Origin of the sequence: Thermincola ferriacetica (genome assembly GCF_001263415.1) — a bacterium.
GTDB classification, from domain to species: Bacteria; Bacillota; Thermincolia; order Thermincolales; family Thermincolaceae; genus Thermincola; species Thermincola ferriacetica.
This window is the reverse complement of the sequence record NZ_LGTE01000028.1, coordinates 1-22,045: the sequence shown is the minus strand read 5'-3', so window position 1 is coordinate 22,045 and position 22,045 is coordinate 1. Positions and strand designations below refer to the sequence as shown.

Below are 22,045 nucleotides of genomic sequence, written 5' to 3'. Positions count from 1 at the left end.
GCAGCCGGATAGCACAGTTATTTGAAAATGGGCATTATTAAGAATGGGCCCCTTTACTGTTTGGGAACAGTTCCTTCTACGCCTTCGACAAACCAGTCCATACTAAGCTTGTCTTTGTCACTTAGATCTTGCCCGGCAGGAACACGTTCTTTACCTGTGTTGTCTTTGATAGGCCCGAAGAATACATCCCACTTACCGCTGAGAATTTCTTGTTTTTTCGATTCAATGGCGGTCTTAATGTCTTCTGAAACCATGTCGCCGTAAGGAGCCAGGTCTACGACGCCGTCAGCCATGGGCCCCCAATATTGTTCGGATTTCCAGGTGCCGTCAAGAATGGCCTTGACAGTTTTTTCATAATAAGGTCCCCAGTTCCAAACTGGGCCGGTCAAAACTGCTTTGGGAGCAAACTTCCTCATATCGGAGTTGTAACTGATGCCAAATTTGCCTGCTTCTTCGGCCGCCTGCATAGGACCGGGTGTATCCTGATGCTGGGCTATTACGTCAGCGCCCTGTTCCAGGAGGCTCTTGGCGGCTTCTTTTTCCTTGGCAGGGTCATACCAGGTATTGGTCCAAACTACTTTTACCTTTGCCTTAGGATTTACTGAACGTACACCGAGGGTAAAGGCGTTAATGCCCCGTACAACCTCAGGAATGGGGAAAGCGGCAACATAGCCGATAGTGTTGGTTTTAGTGGTTTTACCTGCTGCGATACCGGACAGGTAACGAGCCTGGTAAATTCTCCCGAAGTATGTACCGACGTTTTTAGCTGTTTTATAGCCGGAGCAATGCAGGAAAACCACATCGGGGTATTTCGCGGCTACCTTCTGAACAGCATCCATGTAACCAAAACTGGTTGCAAAGATGATCTTGCAGCCTTGCTGAACAAGGTTTTCCAGAGCGCGTTCAGCATCGGCATTTTCAGGTACTGACTCCATGTAAATGGTTTTGATGTTGGGAACCTTTTCCTCCAGGTATTTACGCCCCTGGTCATGGGCATAGGTCCAACCCGCGTCACCTACAGGGCCTATGTAGATAAAGCCAACTTTTGTAGGTTCTGTCGCCGCCTTTTCTGTGGCGGCTTTTTCTGCCTTACCGCCGCCGCAACCTGTTACTGTTACAACAGCAAATAGCAGCAGGGTAAAGAGCGCCAGAATCTTTTTCATAGTTCTCCCCCTTTTTTTGTTATTTTAAATTCAACTTTCGCAGTTCTATTAGTACTGTATTGGCGAAACAATAAGTTATAACTTAGCGGAAGGCGGCGAAAGTTGAATTGTTAAAACAAATAAAAAAATATGACCAAAGCTTGTCTACTGACACAGTGAAACAAAAGGGTATAAAATTGCGCGGTACCCTTACACCAGTAAACTAATTCATAAACGGCGACCCAAGCAAAATAAAAACTCAGATGGTAGTTTTCGCTTCCGGAGTGAAAACCCTCATCTGAGCCGGATTGCCCTAGATGCCAGTTCTAAAAGAACTGAACCAATATATAATGGTGGATTGTTTCACTCGTAGTCGGGCAATTTACGGTCGCCCGGTAGAAACTTTTGAGCCATATTCTCAAAGATATACGAGTATTTATTCATGTTTAATTTCAAAAATAATGTAACATAAAAATCGACATTTTTCAAGGAAAAAATTACTAGTGCTATAGTCCTAATGCCAGGGTACTATTTTTGCCAAAATGCAACGGATGTGCAGGAAAAATCTACTTGTCGGTAGAACATGATAAATCAAGAATTAAGCATTAAAAATTAAAAATTTCTTGGTGAAAAGGGTAAACTTATCGAAAGATAAGGACACAAAGCCATGGGTCTACGGAATGGTGTTCAGTGGTCATTATTCTATGATTGCCAGGCTGCCGAAAAATGTGTAGTTACCCTATTGTCTACAAGATAATAGGGTTTTTTATTTACATATTTTATCAAGGAGGGTTTGCTCCATGAAAAAGGGTATCCTCTTTTGCGCGACTTTTTTGGTGGGAGCGCTTTTGCTAGCAGGTTGTTCCGGCAAAAGTATGAACCCATTTGCTGCCAAATCACAGTTGTCGGTACAGAAAGACGAGGTCAAACGGCTTAGTGAGAAACCGGCAAAAGGCGATCAGGAAAAGGTTGATATTGACCGGGTTGTTGTGCAGATGGTTAATGAAACCCGGGCGGGGTTTTTTGATAAAGCTATATCAATAGGCGAATCAGCTTTTGAACAGGGCCGGCAGTCCGAAAAGTTTCTGGACACACTGGCTGTAGCCTATGGTTACAAGAACCAACTGGAAGGCTTAACTGACCGTGAAAAGAAAAAGTATGTTGAAACAGCCCGGTTGTTATTGGCAACAGACCCCACTAATACGGGAAAAAAGAATCTTTTGGCAGCGGTTTTAATAGACACGGGTAATTTCAACGAAGGTAATAAATTAGCCGCTGAAATATATAATGCTTTGCCCCAAAAAACAAAGGAAGTTATGGATACTTATGGTTGGGGGCTTTATAGGGCCGGAAAAGCGAAAGAAGCGTTGCCGGTTTTTCAGGCCCTTATGCAGGCAGGACCGGACAACCTTTCCCAAACCTATCATACGGCTGTGGTATTGGAAACAGTGGACAAAGCCAAAGCATTGTCCTTGTATAAAAAGATAGTGGACTGGGCCAATAATGCCCTCACATGGGAAGAGAACAGAGATAATCTGGCTTCTACGGCACTGATTAATAAAATAAGAAAGGATGCTCAGGATGCTATTAACCGCATCCAGTTAAGAGGGCGTTCTGCTTATTAGTTTTTGTTATTACCACATTAATTACCATAATTAAATCTATGGCCGGGATAAATAATATAAATGCAGTCCAATATCTTGTACAGGAGGAGTAATTAATGGATATTAGAGAAAGCCATCCCACTATCGATATGAAAAATAATTATAGTGCTGACGAAAGTGCGGGTGTTACCGTCTATCCTACTCCCATCACCCAGGGAGAACACATCAATGTAATCTATAATGGGTTACTTGCCAAATCAGGAGCTGACGGAATTTGGCTGCATTACGGTTTTGGTCCCCATAACAACTGGCATGATGTGAAAGACCTGAAGATGTTTAAAACCGGCCGTGGTTGGGAGTATACGTTCCAGGTGACAGACCCCACCAGATTAAACTTCTGTTTTAAGGACAGTGCTAATAACTGGGATAACAATAACGGCCTGAACTGGAGTTTTGAAATTCACCATGGAAAAACCTATTAATTTGCTGCCGGTTGCCCTCTTTGTACAGAGAAAGCTCTTTGGCAAGTTGACCAGTAATCCCCCCTTTGTGGGGGTTTTTTTATGGGCGGAAAAACGGCGTAAGCCTTCGTTTCCTTTATGTATAATGCTTTTTGCCCGTAGGAAGAATACAACATATAAAGCTTTGTAAAAATTTATAATCAAAGGAGGTCAAAAGGTTTGCGCATACTTATATTCAGTTGGGAGTACCCGCCCAAAAGTGTGGGTGGTTTAGCTCAGCATGTTTACTATTTGTCAAAAGCTTTGGCCAAATGGGGTCATCAGGTATATGTGGTGACATGTGGAGGCCCTGATACTGAACCAGTGGAAAACATTGACGGCGTTCAGGTTCACCGGGTGCATTCCTATGCTGTTTCAGCGCCTGATTTCCGTACCTGGATTTTGCACCTGAACCTCAGTATGCTGGAGTATGCAGTAACTCTTCTTAATTCTATCGACGGTGTCGATATTGTGCATGCCCACGACTGGCTGGTGGCATATGCTGGTCGGGCTGTCAAACATGCTTATAGGATTCCTTTAGTGGCCACAATTCATGCCACCGAATACGGGCGCAACCACGGTTTGCATAATGACAACCAGCGGTACATCAGCGATGTAGAATGGTGGTTAACTTATGAAGCGTGGCGAGTCATTTGCTGCAGTTCGTACATGGAGCAAGAACTAAAAAACTTCTTCCAGTTGCCCGGAGACAAAATTAGAATAATTCCCAATGGGGTTGAACCGGAAGATTTTCAGGCACCTGCCAGTATCCGGGAAGAACGGGGCAAGATGATATTCTTCATCGGCAGATTAGTTAGGGAAAAAGGCGTCCAGGTTTTGTTGGAAGCAGCGCCCAGGATACTTTCGCAATATCCGGATACGCGCATTGTAATTGCCGGCAAAGGGCCGTATGAAGATTACCTGAGGGCCATAGCCCATGGTTTGGGCCTCAACGGGAAAGTAGAATTTGCCGGTTATGTCAATGACATGCAGCGAAACCGGCTTTATCAGCAGGCAACGGTAGCCGCTTTTCCCAGCCTTTATGAACCTTTTGGGATAGTCGCCCTGGAAGCTATGGCCGCGAAAACTCCGGTAGTGGTGGGCGACACAGGCGGTTTAAGGGAAATAGTTGAACACGGCGTGGATGGGCTGAAATGTTATCCTGGTTCTGCTCAGTCCCTGGCTGATAACATCCTGGCTGTATTCAACGATCCTGGATTGGCTCAACGGCTGAAAAAGGCAGGTTATGAAAAGGTGATTAAAAAATATAGCTGGGATGCCATTGCAGGCCAGACAGCGGAAGTTTACAAGGAAATTGTAAATGAAGCCAAATCAGTAAACTGGCAGACCGATACCTGGATGGCTCGCAAACGACTTAGTCTGGTACAGGAAAAATTCCGGAATTTTGGTCGGTACAATATTTTTGGACAAGAAAGGAGATAAGATCAGTGCAGGCAATTATCATGGCCGGCGGCGAAGGTTCCAGGCTGAGGCCGCTCACCTGTGACAGGCCCAAACCCATGGTACCTTTGGTAAATAAGCCGGTAATGGAACACACAGTCGACCTTTTGTGCAAATTAGGTTGGAATGATATAGGAGTAACTCTTCAATATTTACCCCAGGAAATTACTGAGTATTTTGGGGATGGGTCAGCATTTAACGTAAAAATGCAGTATTTTATCGAAGACGTTCCACTGGGGACAGCAGGCAGCGTAAAAAACGCTTCGGCTTTTATCAAAGATACTTTCCTCGTTCTCAGCGGAGATGCCCTCACGAATTTTGATCTGGAGAGCGCCCTGGAGTTTCACAAAAAAAACGGTGCCTGGGTGACCCTGGTCCTGAAAAAGGTCAATATTCCCCTGGAATATGGCGTGGTGATTACGGCAGAGAACGGCGGCATCCGGCGTTTTTTGGAAAAACCGGGTTGGGGGGAAGTTTTCAGTGATACGGTAAATACCGGTATCTATATTATCGAACCTCAGGTCTTGGATTATATCCCCGACAAAACCAAGTTTGATTTCAGTCAGGACTTATTTCCTTTGCTGATGCGGGAGGGCAAGCCGTTGTTTGGTTATCTGGCCGATGGTTACTGGTGTGATATAGGGGGTTTGGCCCAGTATTTGCAAGCAAATATGGATGTTTTAAGCGGAACAGCTACTGTAACGGAAATCAGGGAAACATTGCAGGGGGGTAAAATCTGGCTGGGCAAAAATGTAGCCATTAGCAAAGGAGCCAATATTTACGGTCCTATAATTATAGGCGACAATACCGTTATAGAGCAGGGCGCGGAAATAGGCCCGTACTCCGTTATAGGGCCGAATTGCCGGATAGGGGCCAACTCATCCATTAAAAAATCTGTCCTCTGGGATGGTGTTGTTTTGGAACCGATGGCGGAAGTAAGAGGCGCTGTTTTATGCTCCCAGGTGAAGATGCAATCCCGTAGCGCAGTCTTTGAAGGAGCTGTCTTGGGCGACAGGGTGACCGTGGAAACAATGGCGAAAGTTCGCCCGGGGGTGAAAGTCTGGCCGGATAAAGTAATCGAGAAAGAAACCATACAGAAGGACAATCTTGTCTGGAGCAAAACCGGCACAAAAAACATTTTTGGATTGGAGGGCATTTCCGGAGCGCCCAATACGGAAATACTGCCTGAATATGCCGCCCGAATCGGGGCTGCCTTTGGGGCCGTCATGGGCGCCGGTGAAAAAATTATCCTCAGTTCTGATGAGATTCCGGCCAGCCTTATGGTCAAGCTGGCCTTAGCTTCCGGCCTATTATCCGTGGGCTGCCAAGTAGTGGATATAGGACAGGTTCCGGTGCCTCTGCACAGATTTGCCGTTAAATCTCTGGGCGCCAAAGGCGGCCTCCACGTTATGCTGGCCGAGGAAAATAATAACTTGGTTATTCGGATGACTGATGCCAGAGGAATCCCCATATCACGAAATATAGAAAGAAAGATTGAAAACCACCTGCAGCGGGAAGATTTCGGCAGGGCGCCGGCAAACAGGATAGGCAGTATTACAGATTACGCCGGTATATACGATAAATATTTAGATAATATCCTGTCCTTTATAAACGTAGAAAGGATAGCCCGGCGCAAGCCGAAAGTCTTTGTTTATAACAGGGGACTAAACAAAAACCTGCTGGTTTCCCTCATGGAAAAGCTGGGGTGTCAGATGGTGATAGCGCCGGCTGAAAACGGTGTCACCTTTTCAGAACAGGAATTGTTGGCCCGATTAAGACAAATGATTATACACGAACAAGCCGATTTGGGGGTTGTATTGGGCAGTTCAGGAGAAAGGTTGGAGTTAATCGACGATTTAGGGCGTGTTTTTGGCAAGGACGATTACCTTACCTTGACCACGGCCATGCTTTTGAAAAGGTCGCAGGGCAGGGATAAAAAGCAAGCACTTAAGGTTGCCGTACCGGTAACCATGCCAGGACTTGTGGAGATGGTTGCCCGTGAAACTGAGGCTCAGGTTATCAGGACAAAAAGTTTACCGCAGCAATACTTTGAGGAACTGTTGAAAGACGAAATTATGCAAACTCAGGAAATCCCGCAGTATCTATTGGCCTTTGACGGAATTGCCGGTTTGGTGGGAATCCTCGATTTTCTGGCGGCCGGGGATACAAAACTTTCTTCGTTTATAGACGAATTGCCCAAAGTTTATAACCGGAAAAAATCGGTCAACTGCAGTTGGGAAAACAAAGGTAAAGTGATGCGCAGCTTAATCGAGGAACATGGTGGAGAGGATTGTGTTGGGCAAAATAGGGGGAAAAAAGTACAAGTAATAGACGGCATAAAAATCTTTGACCGGGACGGGTGGGCTTTAATCCTGCCTGATGTGGAAAAACCTCTCTACCATGTCTATACGGAAGGTGCCAATTTTGAGATTGCCGAATCACTGGCTGATTTTTACGTGGATAAGATTAAGCAATTGGTTAATGAGAAGCAGCCTGGTGATTGATAAGGGAGGGTATTGAAGGGGTAGGTGGGGTCCTCCACTACCACGGAGCTTGTGCTGCAAAACCTTGCCAGAAGTTCCGGTAACCACCGCTGTAGAGGTAAAACAACCGGTTCTGCGGGCGCAGTTGCTCCTAAACGGTAGCATGAGAACCCCATCTACCTTTCCGTAGCTGAAGATAGCTGCTGTTGAGAGGCGTAATACCTGTAATCAATGTCGGGGAAGATGTTGTTTTTGTCTTCCAGTTCTTTCAGCCAATGGGGGTTAATTTTATTCCATTTGATATCTTCGTATAGTGAAAGAAAATTGTGAATATGCAGCTTGGTTCGTTTCACTGCATATCCCACCATGGTCCCTGTTTTCATGATAAAAGCCCAGTCGCTGCTTTGCGCCAGCAGCAATTCCCTGGCAGCCTGATTAAGAGCTCTGCGCAGATCGCCGCCGGCATCGGGAAACATATTGGCCAGTTCTATCATCCTCTCTGCGCATTTATGCAGGTGGCGGTAGATCCAGTGATTGCTGCTTTCCAGCCAGACCTCATTATAGCCCTTGTACCCCCAACTGGACATGGAAGGCACGGCTACCTGGTTGCAGGGGTATTCTGTTAAGTATTCGCTGGGTGTAATGAGTTTGAAAATGTCGGTATCGTAAGCAATTTTTCGGATCAGGAAATTTAACCACTGCGGTCCTTCGTACCACCAGTGCCCGAACAGTTCGGCGTCATAAGGTGAAACCACAATGGGTTTGCGGTCCATGATTTCGGCCAGATATTCGATTTGCCGTTCCCGGTTAAACATAAAGTTTCCTGCGTGTTCTGCCGCTTTGGCCAGGGCGACATCAGGGTTGTAAGGTTCTTTGTAATCTGTTTTGCCCGTGATTTTATAATATTTGATGCCTGTATGGGTCCTGATGCCGTCAGGGTGGATATATGGTTTAACGTAGTCAAAATCCAGGTCATAACCGATATCCCGGTAAAATTCCCGGTAATTAAAATCCCCTGGATAACCTTCGTGCATACTCCAGACCTGTTTTGACGTTTCCATATCCCGCCCGAAGGCGGCCACACCCGAAGGACAGTATATCGGTGCGAAAACACCGTATTTGGGCCGGACGGAGGCATTCATGACCCCGTGGGTGTCGACGAAGAAATATTTAATCCCGAATTCGTCTAATATATAATCATCCCCCGGATTATATCCGCACTCGGGCAGCCAAATGCCTTTTGGCGGCCTGCCGAAGAATTGCCAGTAATTGTCTACGGCAATGCCTACCTGGGCCCGGATAGCTTCCCGGTGAATGCCCAGTAGAGGGAAGAAACCGTGGGTAGCGCCGCAGGTAATGATTTCTAGCTTGCCCAGGTCCTGAAATTTTTTATAGGCGCTGATCAGGTTGCCATGGTATTTGTTGGCATAGGTTTCATAGACCCTGCTGAAGAAATCGACATACATTTTGGCCAACCGGTTAAAACTTCGGTCATTTCTGGTCCGGACAACTTCTTTTTTGGCCAGTTCCAAAAGCTTCAGGATATATTTACGGTATCTTTCTTTCAGTAAATCATCATTAAGCATACATAGGAGTGGGGGCGTTATTGACATTGTCAGGCGAAAATCAACCCCGTCTTCGAGTAAAGAATCAAAGACATTGATTAAAGGGACGTAACACTCGGTAATAGCTTCGTATAACCATTTCTCTTCCAAAAAATTTTCATGTTCAGGGTGCCTGACATAAGGCAAGTGAGCGTGGAGAACCAAAGCAAGGTAACCTTTGGGCAAAAAAATCATCCTTTCTCAAACTATTCTCTTAAGGGATTATAAAAGTCCGGGGAACTGGGGCCGTGGCCTATACCTATTCGCCTGTACAGTTTTTTCTGTTTGTCGTCAACCAGCATCCATTCTTCATCAATCCGGTCTGACATAAATGCCCTTGGCGTGGTTACGATATTAGAACGCAATACGGTGACCACCCTACCGTCAGGGTATATGCGAACAAGGTCAATAAGCAGGCAGGTGTTTTCCGGAACCCTTAAGTACCAGTTATTTGTCGAATCGTTGATTTGTGTTGTAAAAAGCCGGACTAAACTGCGCGGGTCAGCCGCATTGTAAACGATGAAAAAAGGCGTTGAATCGGCCCAGTTTCCGTATTGTTCCTGAAACCTTCTTTTTAGGTTTTCCGTAATTTCCCAGTATAAATAAACCCAATAAGGGTCTCTTACCAAAGCTGTTAAACGGCTTTCCCCGTAACTTGCCGGAAGTTCGGGAATAAATTCTGACACAGCCTTTGAAGAGGGTTGTGGCGCCAGTTCCTGACTGAATTCTGTGCCGGAAGGGAGGGATTGGTTAATATTTAATTTTTTTATAGGAGTTTTTTTGGTAGAATATAAGAGTATCCCGGCAATGATCAGCAAAAAAAGCGAAACGATGACGAGGATGTCTACGGTATCCATGCCCCTCCTCCTTTGTATTAAATAACACTGCTTAATTTATTATGTCCAGAAACCTGATGTTTATTTGCAGAGGTTTTACCTAATAATAAGAAGACCGAAAAGACCGTAACATAACAAAAGACCGTAAAGTAACAAGGCCACCGACTCACCGGTAATGATTGGGGGTGGTATTAATGCAGAAGGAAAGTTTCCTGGATGATAAAAAAATAAAGTGGTCCTTTGTGGACATTATTCTGGTTTTTGTTCTTTTGCTAATCCTGATGGGGATTACCAGGGCTTATGCCGACAACATCAGAAGAATTTTCGGCAGTCTTCGTTTTTTGGGCATGGAGCCCAAGCTGACTTTGTTCTTTTTTAGCGCCATGTCGCAAGCTTTCTACATCCTCGTTGTAACAGGGATTATTTTTTGGTTCCGCAAAGCAACCCTGGCAGAAATAGGATTAACTACACATAACTTTTTACAAACCCTGTTTATAGGCGTTGGGGGCGGTTTTGTGCTGGTATTTCTCATCCTTCTTCTTGGCGTTATCATGGTTATCATTACCAAAACTACTCCGCCGCCTCAGGATGTTGCCACTTATTTGCTGGCGATGGACGGAAAATGGTCCCGGTTGCTGGCATTTTTCCTTGGGTCGGTTATGGCCCCTTTGAGCGAGGAAATCTATTTTCGCGGCATGGTTTACCCTGTATTTCGGGACAGGTTTGGCCGGCTGCCCGGCATGGTTATATCGGGATTAATTTTTTCTTTGATGCACCGGGACCTGTTCAGGTTTATCCCTATTGCCGTGGGTGGTATTGGCCTGGCCTACCTCTTTGAACGGACCAAATCCTTGTGGGCTTCGATTTTTGCTCATTCCACCTGGAATACTGTTATGCTGCTTTTAATGGCTACCGGTTCGCGGTTGGCACCCTAATCCACGTAAGGGTCCACCAGGCACTCCTGAATATTGTTTTCATTGACGGGGTCAAACTGGGAAATCCAGCGGCGTTTCCGGTCCAGGACAAAATACTTGGCCATCGTGTCGAATAGTTTTTCGTCGGTGTTGTTTTCCAGCAGTTCAAAAACGGAACCGTTAATATGATACAAAATCATGTAGTTTATACTGATCACCGGTTCGCCGACCATAGTCATGCCGTCTGTTTGTTTGCGTAAATTAAAGAGGTATTCGACCGGGTGTTTTTCCCCACGGGGAAAAATTAAAAGTTTGGTATCTATTTTTTCCTCTTCTATTTCTTCAAGGGCCAAAAAGCCTAGAGGAATATTTATGTTTCTCAGTACCGGTACCGGTTTGCCCGTAATGGGTTCATTGGGAAAAATGAGGCGCAGTTCGCCGAAACCTGCAAAGAGGGCTTTTTTGTCGTTTTTTAGTTCGATATAATAAAAATAGTCGTCAAAGGATAATTCTTCTTTTAAAACAACCAGCGTGGCGTTGTCCCTCTTTTTTACCACCAACCTTAACCGGGCGTGTTTTAATATGGTTTTGACAGAAACATTTACATATTTCGATAAAAACGAAACACTGCGCAGCTTGGTTGGCGGAGGTATTAACGGGGTAAACAGGCCGTTATCTATAGGATTAATAGCATTTTTTAAAAGGTACCTGTAGAAAAAAAGTATACTCAGCCCTGTGCTGATTGGGATCAAGTAGAGTAGCGCCTCCCATTTCCAGGGCGGTTCAAAATCAATTATCAGCAGACTGAACCAGACAAATACGACCACAAAAATTGTCAGGTTAATGTAGTACAGAATCTTTCGGCTGGGGCTGTCGGGCAAAAGGTAATGCATTTGGTATTTTTCAATAAGCCTGAACATTTGTCCGGTCAGATTGGCCGAATTATGGTAAGATAAGTCCATAAATTGTTCCAGGGTGTCCTGTAGGCGCTCTATTCTCCTTTGTACGGTCAGCGAAACAAAAATACCTACGGAACCTAATAGGGTAAGTAGCCCGGAACTTACGGATAAGAGTACCCGAATATAGGACTGAAAATCAAACATATTTTCCTCCAGTTTACAGTTCCAGGTTGAAACGGTAGTTTTTTGCCTGTGCAGCCAGACAGTCATTGCCAAAATCCCGCGCCTGAATTTCTATCAAACGCAATGCTGACTGAGTTGTTGCTGTGGGAAGCGCTTTTTGGACTGCCATTCGCCCCAGTTGAGCCAGTGTGTCCAGGGCTGTCCGGGCGTCATTGTATTTTTGTCGACGCAGCAAATACAGGCAGAAGTTTTGCAAGATAATGTTAATGTATTCCCAGATATGCTGTATATATGGAAAATCGGGCTGCAGGCACCGTTCAAAAATGAGTCGGACCCTGTACATAGCTTCCCGGCAGGTGAGCCCATCATTATCCAGGTTTGCCAGGCAACTTTTCAAAAGCTCATTTAAACCGACCTGGATGCGGTCAAGCCGACCTTCTCTGATTTGCTCCAGGATTATTTCAAAAACCGGTAAAAATGGGTTGCCGGCGGGGTATCCTGACAGTTGGATTTCCGGGAGCCGGTCGGTAATGCTAATGGTAGCTAAATCCAGATAATTGTTGTTTTGCGCCTTGAGTTTCCCAGTCGCAAGGTGCTGCCGAATTTCCTGAATGAAATCCGCAAGGGTTTGCATATTTACCTCCTACAGGTGGTATTATCCCCTTTAGGTTGACCGCTAATTCAGAAACCACTTAAGAAAAGGCAGTCTTTATATTTTTATACGAGTTTGAAAACAAAAGGAATCAGGCGGGTTCATGACTGTACACGACAAGAGAGGTGACTTTTTGAGAATGAAACGCGCAGCTCCTGTGCAGGAAGGCCAGGTTCTGGAACTGGAAATTACGGGTTTTAGCCATGCCGGGGAAGGAATCGGGCGGTATGCCGGTTTTACAGTGTTTGTGCCTTATGCCGTTCCCGGGGAAAGGGTTCTGTGCCGGGTAGAACAAATCAGGAAAGGGTTTGCCATAGCCAAACTGGACAAGGTTTTGGATCGTGCGGAAATACGCCAGGAGCCGGCCTGTCCCGATTTTTTCAAATGCGGGGGGTCTCACCTGCAGCATATTTCCTACAGCGCCCAGTTGGCCTTTAAACAAAAGGTGGTAGCCGATGCTGTGCAACGGATAGGTAAGCTGGGGGATGTTCCGGTGCATTTTCCCATTGGCATGGAGATGCCTTGGCGCTATAGAAATAAAGCCGCGTTCCAGGTGGCCGATGACAATGGACGTATCAGGCTGGGTTTTTTTGCGGAAGAAACCCACCAGGTAGTGGCGGCTTACGATTGTATGTTGCTGCACAGACAAATCAGCGAGTTTGCGGCGGTGGTGGAAATGCTGCTGAACAAATATAAAGTGCCGGCCTACGACTGGAAAACGCACCGGGGAATATTGCGGCATGTGGTGATCCGCCGCAGTTGGGCCCATAATAAAGTGATGATTGTCTTGGTAACCACTTCTGAAAAATGTATAAATTTACATGCCATGGCCAGAGACCTGCACAGGAACCCGTCGGTCGTTTCCGTGGTGAGGAATATCAATGACGGGCCGGGACGCAATATTTTCGGGAACTGCAATGTTGTTTTGGCCGGGCGGGAGACTATTGAGGACAAGCTTTGCGGGCTGACCTTTGTTATTTCGCCTACGTCCTTTTTTCAGGTGAACCCTGTGCAGACGGAAATCCTTTACCAAAAAGTGCGGCAGTATGCCGTGGGAACAGGGAAAGAAACGGTGTTGGACCTTTACTGCGGAATCGGGACCATAGCCCTGTATCTGGCTCAGTTTACGGAAAAGGTGATCGGCCTGGAGGTGCATGAAGCGGCAGTGGCCGATGCGGCGGCCAACGCCAGGATTAACGGGATTGGTAACGCGGAGTTCATTGTGGGCCGGGCGGAGGACAGGCTCCCCAAACTGGCGGCGCAAGGGGTGAAAGCTGATGTGGTGGTGGTGGACCCGCCGCGGAAGGGCGTGGATAAGAGGGCTTTGCAGGCTATCTGTGACATCGGGCCGGAGCGGATTGTTTACGTATCCTGCGACCCGGCAAGTATGGCGCGGGATTTGCATTTCCTTCGCCACCGCGGTTACGGTGTCCGGGAAATCCAGACCGTGGACATGTTTCCGCAGACGCATCACGTTGAGTGCATAGTTCAGATAAAACGTGCCGAAAGCCGCATGGGATAAGGGTTTCCGGCGTTTAAGATGAGTGGGTTTTGAAAGGAAAATAGGATGATAAAACGCTGATAAGAATTAGCGCGTTAACATTGAAATCATGTAGGTATTTTAAAAAACCTTTATAATATTAATGGATCTAAAAATGAAGGGAGAATCATATGTACGAAATAGCACCGGAACTTAAAGAACGACCAATCTTTTTTATGAAATTTTCTAAAGAAAAATGGACTTTAGAGTCCCTAAGAAAAGGTAATTTATATATGAATACCATTGGTTACTTTAAAAAACTAGAGGAAGAAACCAAGAAAAGAGGTATGGGTGATAAAGACGAAGGTGCGTTAGTTCTAAATCAGTTAGATATAAGTTTATACGATTATGAAACAGGAAATCTTTTTCTTAAAGGCTTTGCTGGAAGAAGCCAAATTAGGTTTGAGGAAGATTGTGAAAAACATGCATTCTGTATGTGTTACCTTGATTTTTATAACTTAGAAATAATAGAGGAAGGTAGTAATTATATCAAAACAAAGACATCTTTTAGCGATGAGCAAAAGAAAGAATTTAAAAATAATTTTGGAGAGCATGTTCTTATATATTCTTGTGGCGACTTTATTGAAAATGTTAGAAGAACCTTTGAGAAAGAGAATATACAATGGGCTGCTAGTAAGGTAAGATATACTGATTTTTCTATAAATTATAAAGACAGAATAGAGTCATATACGAATGGTGGAAACGATAAGTATTTTTGGAAGGACAGTTTTTTTAAGAATCAGAAGGAATACAGGATTATCGTAACAAACAAAGATTCAAACGAACCACTTATTATCAATATTGGCGATATGACTAGATATTCTCACTTAACTACAGCGGATGAATTATTTAATAGGGGTTTTTGTGTTGAGATGCATTTTGACCCGGAAAAAGATCTAACAAAGATAGACTAATAAAAAGTAGTAATATTTCATTTTATTAATGATGCTTTCTTTTATAAACAGCGAAAACTGAATAAAAGAATTCCTTATCACAAAATTAGCGGTGGCATTTTAGAAATAAGATGCTGCTGCTTTTTTTTATGCCCTTTTTTAGGGTGAAAATTACAAATGATTGGAGGAAATCAAATGTCAAACATCAAGCAAAACCTCAAGTTTTTCAGTCCCCTGTCGATTACAACATACCCTTCTCATGAATACGGCGGGTGCGGCGCGGACGATCTGCCTGAAGAATTGTCTACATCGGAGGCGGTGTATTACATGGATGAAATACTTGCCGCTATTGAAAAAGAAAAGCTGCCCAGCGAAGGTGACCGTGGCCTGATGGTATATTTCTACGACGACCAGGCGCTGTCTGAAAAAATCTACAGCCTCCACCCGACTGTAGAGGAATGGAACGGCAAGCTGTGGGGAGTAATGGCGGCAGAGGTTTATGGCGAGCTGACAGAAGCGGAAACAGCCAAAATGCTTGATTTTATCACTGGTCAACTATCTGACGGATGGGGCGAGGGGTTCGAGCAGCGTCCCATCAAAACGAATGACGGTGAAATTTTCGTCAGCTTCTGGAACAGTGATCATTTCTTCATCAAGCCGGAGCGGGAGATGAAACAGGAAAACGAACAAAACATTTGCGAACAGACGATGGGAGGAATGTAACATGCCAAATCATATCACAAACATACTCACCGCGTATGGTGATGAGAAAAAAGTCAGAGCAATGTTTGAAGCCATCAAAAATGATGAGATTGGAATCGGCAGCATTGACTTCAATAAAATTATACCGATGCCGGAACATATCTACAGGGGCAATCTTGGCAGGGAGGAAATAGAAAAGTACGGCGCTGAAAACTGCTGGTACGACTGGAGCTTGAAAAATTGGGGAACCAAATGGAACAGCTATGGCTATGACGAACATACCGTGGAGAATTTTGATGGCAGCACGGTAAAATTCTTAACCGCATGGAGCAGCGTTAGCGATCTAATGAAAAAGCTGTCCTCTATGTTTCCCGATATCCGTTTTGACTACAAATGGGCGGATGAGGACTTTGGCTATAACACCGGCAAGGCAGAGTTTAAAGGCGGCAAAACCCTGAGTTACTTTATACCAGAGGGCGGCTCTGCCGAGGCGCTTGAGCTGGCGGCAGCTTTCAACAAAGAGTCGAGGATATGAAAAAGTTTCTGAACACCGCAGACTGCAAATTATCAAGATTTGATAACCAGCTTGTCAGACAGCTTATACAAAGCATCAAGGTCATGTCAAAGGATAAGATTCTCATAAGATTCAAATCAGGTTTTGAAATGGAGCAGGCGCTGGCTACAAAATAACATTACCGAGAAGAGACAACCGTCAAACTGTGAAAAGCAGAATAGCGGATGTTTTATTCATGTATATTCTTTGCTCAAATAGTTCCTTCATAGAAGTATGTCACAACAATTCATTGTTTTCATTCGTTTCTTCGTATATACTATATATGGAAAATATTTCTGCGAGGTATAAGGAATGGAATATATTACGGCAAAAGAAGCAGCAGAAAAATGGGGGATATCCCAGCGCAGAGTTCAGCTTCTATGTGAGCAAGGACGAGTTGAGGGAGCGGTTCGGTTAGGCTGGGCATGGGCAATTCCCAAAGATGCGGACAAGCCTGCAGATGCGCGTATAAAAGCTAAAGGCAAGTTATGATCTTTTGGTATTTTTGTGGTTGATTATGATGTGATTGTAGATGGAATTGTTTTTCATGCGCTCAAGGCATACAGCGACGGTTGTGAGGCTGGAGAGGGTGAAAGGCTGATGGATTGAGGGTTTGGGGCACTTTGGGAATTTGCTAATTTTGGGTAACCCTTGAGTGCACAAAAAAGATATCGGGCTAAGCGGATGGCTTATAGCAAAAAAATATAAGAACATCACTTGTAAAAATAATCACAAAGTTTGAAAACCTTTTTTTCTTAAGGCAAAGGAATAATATGTTTTCTTAGCTATCGCTATGAAAACGAAAGGAGTAAGCTATGTATATCATTAAACCAGACTGGAATAAATTTAAAGCAAAATTTAGTGAGAACCCCCAAAGTAACTTTGAATGGTTATGTTATTTACTATTCTGTCAAGAATTTAATAAACCTTTTGGTATTTTTCGTTATAAAAACCAGTCAGGCATTGAAACCAATCCCATTACTAAAGACGATGAAGTCATTGGTTGGCAGGCAAAATTCTATGAAACCACATTATCAGACCATAAAGATGATTTAATTGAAACTATAACAAAGATTAAAAGGGATTATCCTAATCTTACAAAAGTCATTTTTTATACTAATCAAGAATGGGGACAAGGAAGAAGTCAAAATGATCCTCAAGCCAAAATAGAGGTAGAGAAAAAGGCAGAAGATTTGAGAGTTAACATAGAATGGAGAACTGCAAGCTTTTTTGAATCTTCTTTTGTGGCAATAAATAATAAAACCATAGCACAACACTTTTTTAGCCTGGACAAAAGTATAGTTGCTTTTATTGATGAAAAACAAAAACATACAGAATCTATCCTATTCCAAATTCAGACAGAAATAGACTTTAATAACCAAAAAATAAAAATTGACAGAGATGAAGTTTTACAAAGAATTAGAAAAGGACTTGATCAAAAGCAAATTCTAATCTTAAGCGGAGTTGGTGGGGTTGGTAAAACCGCGATTATTAAAGACCTTTATGGAGAAATAAAAGAAAAGGTGCCTTTTTATGTTTTTAAAGCTAACGAATTTAAAACGAATAATATAAACGAATTATTTAAAGAGTTTGATTTAAAGGAATTTATAGAAGCTCATAAAGGTGAAAAAACAAAAGTTATTGTAATTGATTCTGCCGAAAAGCTATTAGAACTTGAAAATAGGGAGCCCTTTAAAGAGTTTCTCTTTAGTTTAATTCAAAGTAGTTGGACAATAATTTTCACTACGAGAAATAATTATTTAGAGGAGTTAAATTATGAGTTTATTGAAATATATAGAATTATTCCAGTAAATTTAGATATTCAAAATTTAAACCAAAATGAACTAGAAGAGTTGTCATATAAATATAATTTTATACTTCCAGAAGACCCAAAACTGTTAGATCTTATTAAAAATCCTTTTTATTTAAATGAATATTTAAAGTTCTACAAAGAAGAAGAAAATATTGATTATTTAGGGTTTAAGCAAAAATTGTGGAATAAAATAATAAAAAAATTAAATCCAGCGAGAGAACAATGCTTTTTGCAAATTGCTTTTCAAAGAGTAAATCAAAGTCAGTTTTTTGTTTTGATAAATTTTGATTATCGGATTTTGAATGAATTGGTTCAAGACGGAATATTGGGATATGAAACAGCAGGTTACTTTATTACTCATGATATTTATGAAGAATGGGCATTAGAAAAGATTATTCAATCTGAGTTTATTAAAAAAGAGAACAATAAAGAATTTTTAACAAGGATTGGAGGGTCTTTGCCCATTCGTAGAAGTTTTAGAAATTGGGTATCTGAAAAGCTTTTATTAGAAGATAACTCAATTAAACAATTTATTGAAGAAATTATTCAAAATGAAGAGATTGAACCTTTTTGGAAAGATGAAGTTTTGGTATCTGTCTTACTTTCAAATTACTCCGAGACCTTTTTTGAGCTTTTTAAGGAAAAACTACTAGAAAATAGTGGAAAGTTGATGAGAAAGCTTACCTTTTTGCTTAGAATAGCATGTAAAGAAGTTGATAACGATTTTTTTAAGAATTTAGGAATAAAGGACATAGACTTGCTTTCTATTAAATATGTTTTCACCAAGCCCAAGGGTAAAGGTTGGCAAAGCCTTATAAAATTCGTTTTTAAAAATTTGGAAACAATTGGAATTAATAACATTTATTTTATTTTGCCTATAATTAATGACTGGAATAAAAAATTCAAAGAAGGAGAAACGACAAAGATATCAAGCTTAATAGCTTTGAAATACTATCAATGGACAATTAAAGAAGATGTGTATTTTCCCCGTGATGAAGATGTTAAAGAAAAAATCTTCCAAACTATTTTATCTGGGGCTTCTGAAATAAAAGACGAACTTGCAATTATATTTGATGAAGTATTAAAAAATAAATGGAAAAGGTATAGAGATCCCTATTATGATTTAGTAAAAGTTATTTTGACAAAATTAGGAGACAATATTGAGGTTATAAAAGTTCTCCCACAATATATCTTAAAACTTGCAGATTTATACTGGTTTAGAGTACCTCAAAAGGAAGATTACTATTATAATTCAGGAATAGGAATTGAAAAGTATTTTTGTTTAGAAGATGATCACTTGGATTATTTTCCTGCAAGTGCGTTTCAAACACCTATTTATTGGTTGCTTCAATATTCTCTACAAGAAACCATAGAATTTATTTTAGATTTCACTAACAAAACGGTTGAATGTTTTGCTAAATCTGATTTAGGAAAATCGGAGGTTGAGGAAATAGATGTTTTTGTTGGAAATGGGAAAACTACCAAGCAATATATAAGTAATAGACTTTGGAATACATACAGAGGTACAGAAGTAACCCCTCATGTATTACAATCAATGCACATGGCGTTAGAAAAGTTCTTATTGGAAAGAGCAAAAAACTCTGATCCAAAAATATTAGAGTCTTGGCTTTTATACTTACTTGAAAATACTAGCTCAGCTTCAATCTCTGCTATAGTAGTAAGTGTTGTGTTGGCTTTTCCCGAGAAAACTTTTAGTATTGCAGAGATATTATTTCAAACAAAAGAATTTTTTCTTTTCGATACAAGTAGGATGTTAAATGATCAGACTGCTAAGAGTCTGTTTTCTATAGGGTATGGCTTAAACTATAAACATGAATTATATCAAGATGAAAGAATTAAGACTTGTGACGATAAACATAGAAAGAACTCTTTAGAGCACTTAGCTTTAAATTATCAATTCTTTAGAAGTGAGGGGATAACTGAAGAAGAAGTAGAGAAAAGGCAACAAGTTATATGGAATATTTTTGATAAATATTATGAGGAATTACCGGATAAATCAGAAGAAAATGAATTTGATAAAACTTGGAGGCTTTATCTAGCAAGAATGGATAGAAGGAAGATGAAGCCCTCAACCGAAGTAAAAGATGGGCAAATTCTTATTAGTCTCAATCCAGATATTGATCCTGAACTTAAAGAATTTAGTGAAACATCAATTAGAAAAATTAATGAATATATGAGATTCTCTGCATTAAAGCTATGGGCTAATTACAAAATGGAAAATAATGAGTTATACAAAAAATATGATTATTATGATAATAACCCTGGACTTGTGCTACAAGAGGTAAAAGAAATTATTGAAAGGCTTAATAGCACTGAAGATAAACAATTTTATCTTTTCAATTATTCAATTCCGGGGCATGCTTGCTCTGTTTTAATAAGAGATTATAGTGAGAATCTAACAAAAGATGAGAAGTTGTTTTGTAAAGATATTATTTTAGAAGTAGCTTCACAACCTATTAGAGACAATTATTCATATCAAATATCTGATGGTGTAGAATCAGCAATCTCTGTGCTCCCAATTTTATTAAAGGATTTTCCAGAAGAAAAAGAGGTTATAAAAACAGTTTTGTTATTAACTCTATTTGATCCTCACAATATAGGAATGTATTGTGAATTTGCGGATTATTCTAAAAAGGCAATTTTGAATAATTTGTGGAGTATAAATTTTGATGATGCACAGTCCATCCTTTTGGGATATTTATTATTAAAGCTGAAATATGAAGAGTTGAGGTCAGAATTACGCAAAAAAAATTATAAAAAGAATATCTACGAACTTCACGAAAATCAAGTTATTAAAGCATTTTTAAAGAAATACAACACAGATTTACAAAAGGTAATTAACAATAAAGTTACTATAGAGGATTTAAACGCTATACAAAATTTAGATCTATATGTTTTAAAAACGGCTTTTGAGCTGATACCATTAAAATCAGATAATATAGAACATAAAAAATTAGCCCAAGTAATAATTTCAACTTTTGCACAGAATTTGTTATCAGAAAAAAGAGAAGATAAGGTTGATTATAAAGTCAGGTATGATTTTTTCAACAAATTAGCATCTATTATTTTGAATGTCTCTGATCAACAAGATATTTCTGATTATTTAAAACCATTTGTTGATGGTTTTAACAGGTCAGAGTCTATAGCCGAGTTATTTAAAGTATTTATTTCAGTAGAAGATAAATTGGCTGCATATAATAAATTCTGGCATATTTGGAATCTATTTTACAGCAAAGTAGTCGAAATATGTAAAAATGGAGATAAATATTGGTATACACAAAAAATTATTAAAAGTTACCTTTTTGCCCAAACCATGTGGAAGGAAGAAGCAACAGAATGGCATACACTTAAAGAAAATAATAAAATGTTCTTTAAAAAAATAGCAGAAGATATCGGGCATTGTCCTTCTGTCTTATATTCAATTTCAAAATTATTAAATAGCATAGGAAGCATTTATTTGAATGACGGAGTTTTATGGATTTCCAAGATGTTTAAAGATAATAGAAATTTATGGTCAGATAAGTTGGAAGAAAATACAATCTATTATCTAGAAAACTTGGTTAAAAAGTATATATTTATTAATCGAGAAAAAATAAGAGTCACTAAACAATTGAAACAAGAAGTTTTAATAATATTAGATTTCCTAATAGAAAAGGCATCTGTCGTTGGATATATGTTAAGAGAAAATATTTTATAGTATGTCAAGAAATTAATTTAACTGTAACCACAACCCCTTACATTTTCTAAAGTAAGTTGAGTCAGCTCAAACTTATCTCTTTCATGCGCTCACGTCACGTTGAGTGTGTAGTATCGCTCAAAAGAAAACACAGCCTATAAAGCCTTGCACCGCAAGGCTTTATAGGCTTTTTGGGGGAATTGGGTATGTTCCCATGGACGGGAGGAGAAAACAGCATATTGTTATAAAATGGATACTAATGTAAAATATATTATCATGAAGAGTTTGGTTATTTGTAACTTGGGAGAGACGTTTATGACCTTGGAATCAATCTTATCAGAATACATTAAGCAATTAAAATCAGTTAGTGCAAGTGCAAGCGATATTAATAGAATCAAAAAGATGTTATTCAACTTTTTTAAACAACATTTTGACTTGATGTAAACGGCAAGTACTTTTGGATGAATTTAGGCAAATAATTTTGCCAGTTTTTTCACCTCAAAATACTATCACGATGTTTAAGCCGGTAACTGTCGCCGGTCATGTTGAATATCTCACTATGGTGAGTT

General features: G+C 41.1%; 17 protein-coding genes and 2 riboswitches. Of the genes, 12 read left to right on the top strand and 5 right to left on the bottom strand.

Annotated features, from left to right (window positions below; all coding sequences use genetic code 11):
• Nucleotides 1–53: 53 nt before the first annotated feature.
• A complete protein-coding gene (locus tag Tfer_RS13745; protein ID WP_052218897.1) occupies nucleotides 54–1,163 on the bottom strand; it encodes a BMP family ABC transporter substrate-binding protein in 1,110 nt (369 codons plus the stop codon).
• Nucleotides 1,164–1,492: 329 nt separating this feature from the next.
• Nucleotides 1,493–1,594, bottom strand: a riboswitch (purine riboswitch).
• A gap of 172 nt (nucleotides 1,595–1,766) precedes the next feature.
• Nucleotides 1,767–1,866, top strand: a riboswitch (cyclic di-GMP riboswitch).
• Between the two features lie 76 nt (nucleotides 1,867–1,942).
• On the opposite strand from Tfer_RS13745, the gene Tfer_RS13740 reads away from it, so the two are divergent.
• The 4 genes from Tfer_RS13740 (at nucleotide 1,943) to Tfer_RS13720 (ending at nucleotide 7,211) form a co-directional block, all read left to right on the top strand.
• A complete protein-coding gene (locus Tfer_RS13740) occupies nucleotides 1,943–2,767 on the top strand; it encodes a tetratricopeptide repeat protein (protein ID WP_052218896.1) in 825 nt (274 codons plus the stop codon).
• 95 nt (nucleotides 2,768–2,862) lie between these two features.
• The gene (locus tag Tfer_RS13735) at nucleotides 2,863–3,228 is read left to right on the top strand and encodes a carbohydrate-binding protein (protein ID WP_052218895.1); all 366 of its coding nucleotides are present in this window, start codon (nucleotides 2,863–2,865) and stop codon (nucleotides 3,226–3,228) included.
• A 198-nt stretch (nucleotides 3,229–3,426) separates the two neighbouring features.
• Entirely contained in the window at nucleotides 3,427–4,689 is a 1,263-nt protein-coding gene (locus tag Tfer_RS13725; RefSeq protein ID WP_083436967.1) for a glycosyltransferase family 4 protein, read from the top strand.
• Between the two features lie 5 nt (nucleotides 4,690–4,694).
• Nucleotides 4,695–7,211: a sugar phosphate nucleotidyltransferase gene (locus Tfer_RS13720; protein WP_052218892.1), complete on the top strand. Its 2,517-nt coding sequence runs from the start codon at nucleotides 4,695–4,697 to the stop codon at nucleotides 7,209–7,211.
• Between the two features lie 155 nt (nucleotides 7,212–7,366).
• Here the strand turns inward: Tfer_RS13720 and Tfer_RS13715 are convergent, their stop codons facing one another.
• On the bottom strand, nucleotides 7,367–8,980 hold the full coding sequence (locus Tfer_RS13715; RefSeq protein ID WP_052218891.1) for a glycoside hydrolase family 57 protein: 1,614 nt from the start codon (nucleotides 8,978–8,980) through the stop codon (nucleotides 7,367–7,369).
• Nucleotides 8,981–9,000: 20 nt separating this feature from the next.
• Nucleotides 9,001–9,651: a DUF4912 domain-containing protein gene (locus Tfer_RS13710; protein ID WP_052218890.1), complete on the bottom strand. Its 651-nt coding sequence runs from the start codon at nucleotides 9,649–9,651 to the stop codon at nucleotides 9,001–9,003.
• Nucleotides 9,652–9,824: 173 nt separating this feature from the next.
• Between Tfer_RS13710 and Tfer_RS13705 the strand changes: the two genes are divergently transcribed.
• A complete protein-coding gene (locus tag Tfer_RS13705) occupies nucleotides 9,825–10,565 on the top strand; it encodes a CPBP family intramembrane glutamic endopeptidase (RefSeq protein WP_052218889.1) in 741 nt (246 codons plus the stop codon).
• On the opposite strand, the gene Tfer_RS13700 is transcribed toward Tfer_RS13705, so the two are convergent.
• Both Tfer_RS13700 and Tfer_RS13695 read right to left on the bottom strand, forming a co-directional pair.
• On the bottom strand, nucleotides 10,562–11,647 hold the full coding sequence (locus Tfer_RS13700; protein ID WP_052218888.1) for a hypothetical protein: 1,086 nt from the start codon (nucleotides 11,645–11,647) through the stop codon (nucleotides 10,562–10,564). The two genes, Tfer_RS13705 and Tfer_RS13700, sit on opposite strands and share 4 nt — an antisense overlap.
• A gap of 13 nt (nucleotides 11,648–11,660) precedes the next feature.
• The gene (locus Tfer_RS13695) at nucleotides 11,661–12,260 is read right to left on the bottom strand and encodes a hypothetical protein (protein WP_052218887.1); all 600 of its coding nucleotides are present in this window, start codon (nucleotides 12,258–12,260) and stop codon (nucleotides 11,661–11,663) included.
• A 157-nt stretch (nucleotides 12,261–12,417) separates the two neighbouring features.
• On the opposite strand from Tfer_RS13695, the gene rlmD reads away from it, so the two are divergent.
• The 7 genes from rlmD to avs4 all read left to right on the top strand — a co-directional run bounded on the left by rlmD (nucleotide 12,418) and on the right by avs4 (nucleotide 21,497).
• On the top strand, nucleotides 12,418–13,800 hold the full coding sequence (gene rlmD, locus Tfer_RS13690; protein ID WP_052218886.1) for a 23S rRNA (uracil(1939)-C(5))-methyltransferase RlmD: 1,383 nt from the start codon (nucleotides 12,418–12,420) through the stop codon (nucleotides 13,798–13,800).
• A gap of 149 nt (nucleotides 13,801–13,949) precedes the next feature.
• Entirely contained in the window at nucleotides 13,950–14,732 is a 783-nt protein-coding gene (locus Tfer_RS13685) for a hypothetical protein (protein WP_052218885.1), read from the top strand.
• Nucleotides 14,733–14,906: 174 nt separating this feature from the next.
• On the top strand, nucleotides 14,907–15,434 hold the full coding sequence (locus tag Tfer_RS13680) for a hypothetical protein (RefSeq protein ID WP_052218884.1): 528 nt from the start codon (nucleotides 14,907–14,909) through the stop codon (nucleotides 15,432–15,434).
• A gap of 1 nt (nucleotide 15,435) precedes the next feature.
• Entirely contained in the window at nucleotides 15,436–15,948 is a 513-nt protein-coding gene (locus Tfer_RS13675; RefSeq protein ID WP_242843603.1) for a DUF1281 family ferredoxin-like fold protein, read from the top strand.
• Nucleotides 15,945–16,103 (top strand): hypothetical protein, encoded by a 159-nt coding sequence (locus Tfer_RS16640; RefSeq protein WP_160315571.1) that lies wholly within the window; start codon nucleotides 15,945–15,947, stop codon nucleotides 16,101–16,103. The genes Tfer_RS13675 and Tfer_RS16640 overlap by 4 nt, the downstream gene beginning before the upstream one ends.
• 175 nt (nucleotides 16,104–16,278) lie before the next feature.
• Nucleotides 16,279–16,458 carry a MerR family transcriptional regulator gene (locus Tfer_RS13670; protein ID WP_052218883.1) on the top strand — a complete coding sequence of 60 codons (180 nt, stop codon included), beginning with the start codon at nucleotides 16,279–16,281 and terminating at the stop codon, nucleotides 16,456–16,458.
• Nucleotides 16,459–16,781: 323 nt separating this feature from the next.
• Nucleotides 16,782–21,497 carry an AVAST type 4 anti-phage nuclease Avs4 gene (gene avs4 / locus Tfer_RS13665; RefSeq protein WP_200901045.1) on the top strand — a complete coding sequence of 1,572 codons (4,716 nt, stop codon included), beginning with the start codon at nucleotides 16,782–16,784 and terminating at the stop codon, nucleotides 21,495–21,497.
• Nucleotides 21,498–22,045: the final 548 nt, after the last annotated feature.

What these genes read in the sequence shown, in the direction of transcription:
- Tfer_RS13745 (WP_052218897.1), bottom strand. Translation starts at nt 1,163, where the DNA reads ATGAAAAAGATTCTGGCGCTCTTTACCCTGCTGCTATTTGCTGTTGTA.
- Tfer_RS13740 (WP_052218896.1), top strand. Translation starts at nt 1,943, where the DNA reads ATGAAAAAGGGTATCCTCTTTTGCGCGACTTTTTTGGTGGGAGCGCTT.
- Tfer_RS13735 (WP_052218895.1), top strand. Translation starts at nt 2,863, where the DNA reads ATGGATATTAGAGAAAGCCATCCCACTATCGATATGAAAAATAATTAT.
- Tfer_RS13710 (WP_052218890.1), bottom strand. Translation starts at nt 9,651, where the DNA reads ATGGATACCGTAGACATCCTCGTCATCGTTTCGCTTTTTTTGCTGATC.
- Tfer_RS13705 (WP_052218889.1), top strand. Translation starts at nt 9,825, where the DNA reads ATGCAGAAGGAAAGTTTCCTGGATGATAAAAAAATAAAGTGGTCCTTT.
- Tfer_RS13700 (WP_052218888.1), bottom strand. Translation starts at nt 11,647, where the DNA reads ATGTTTGATTTTCAGTCCTATATTCGGGTACTCTTATCCGTAAGTTCC.
- Tfer_RS13695 (WP_052218887.1), bottom strand. Translation starts at nt 12,260, where the DNA reads ATGCAAACCCTTGCGGATTTCATTCAGGAAATTCGGCAGCACCTTGCG.
- rlmD (WP_052218886.1), top strand. Translation starts at nt 12,418, where the DNA reads ATGAAACGCGCAGCTCCTGTGCAGGAAGGCCAGGTTCTGGAACTGGAA.
- Tfer_RS13685 (WP_052218885.1), top strand. Translation starts at nt 13,950, where the DNA reads ATGTACGAAATAGCACCGGAACTTAAAGAACGACCAATCTTTTTTATG.
- Tfer_RS13680 (WP_052218884.1), top strand. Translation starts at nt 14,907, where the DNA reads ATGTCAAACATCAAGCAAAACCTCAAGTTTTTCAGTCCCCTGTCGATT.
- Tfer_RS13675 (WP_242843603.1), top strand. Translation starts at nt 15,436, where the DNA reads ATGCCAAATCATATCACAAACATACTCACCGCGTATGGTGATGAGAAA.
- Tfer_RS16640 (WP_160315571.1), top strand. Translation starts at nt 15,945, where the DNA reads ATGAAAAAGTTTCTGAACACCGCAGACTGCAAATTATCAAGATTTGAT.
- Tfer_RS13670 (WP_052218883.1), top strand. Translation starts at nt 16,279, where the DNA reads ATGGAATATATTACGGCAAAAGAAGCAGCAGAAAAATGGGGGATATCC.
- avs4 (WP_200901045.1), top strand. Translation starts at nt 16,782, where the DNA reads ATGTATATCATTAAACCAGACTGGAATAAATTTAAAGCAAAATTTAGT.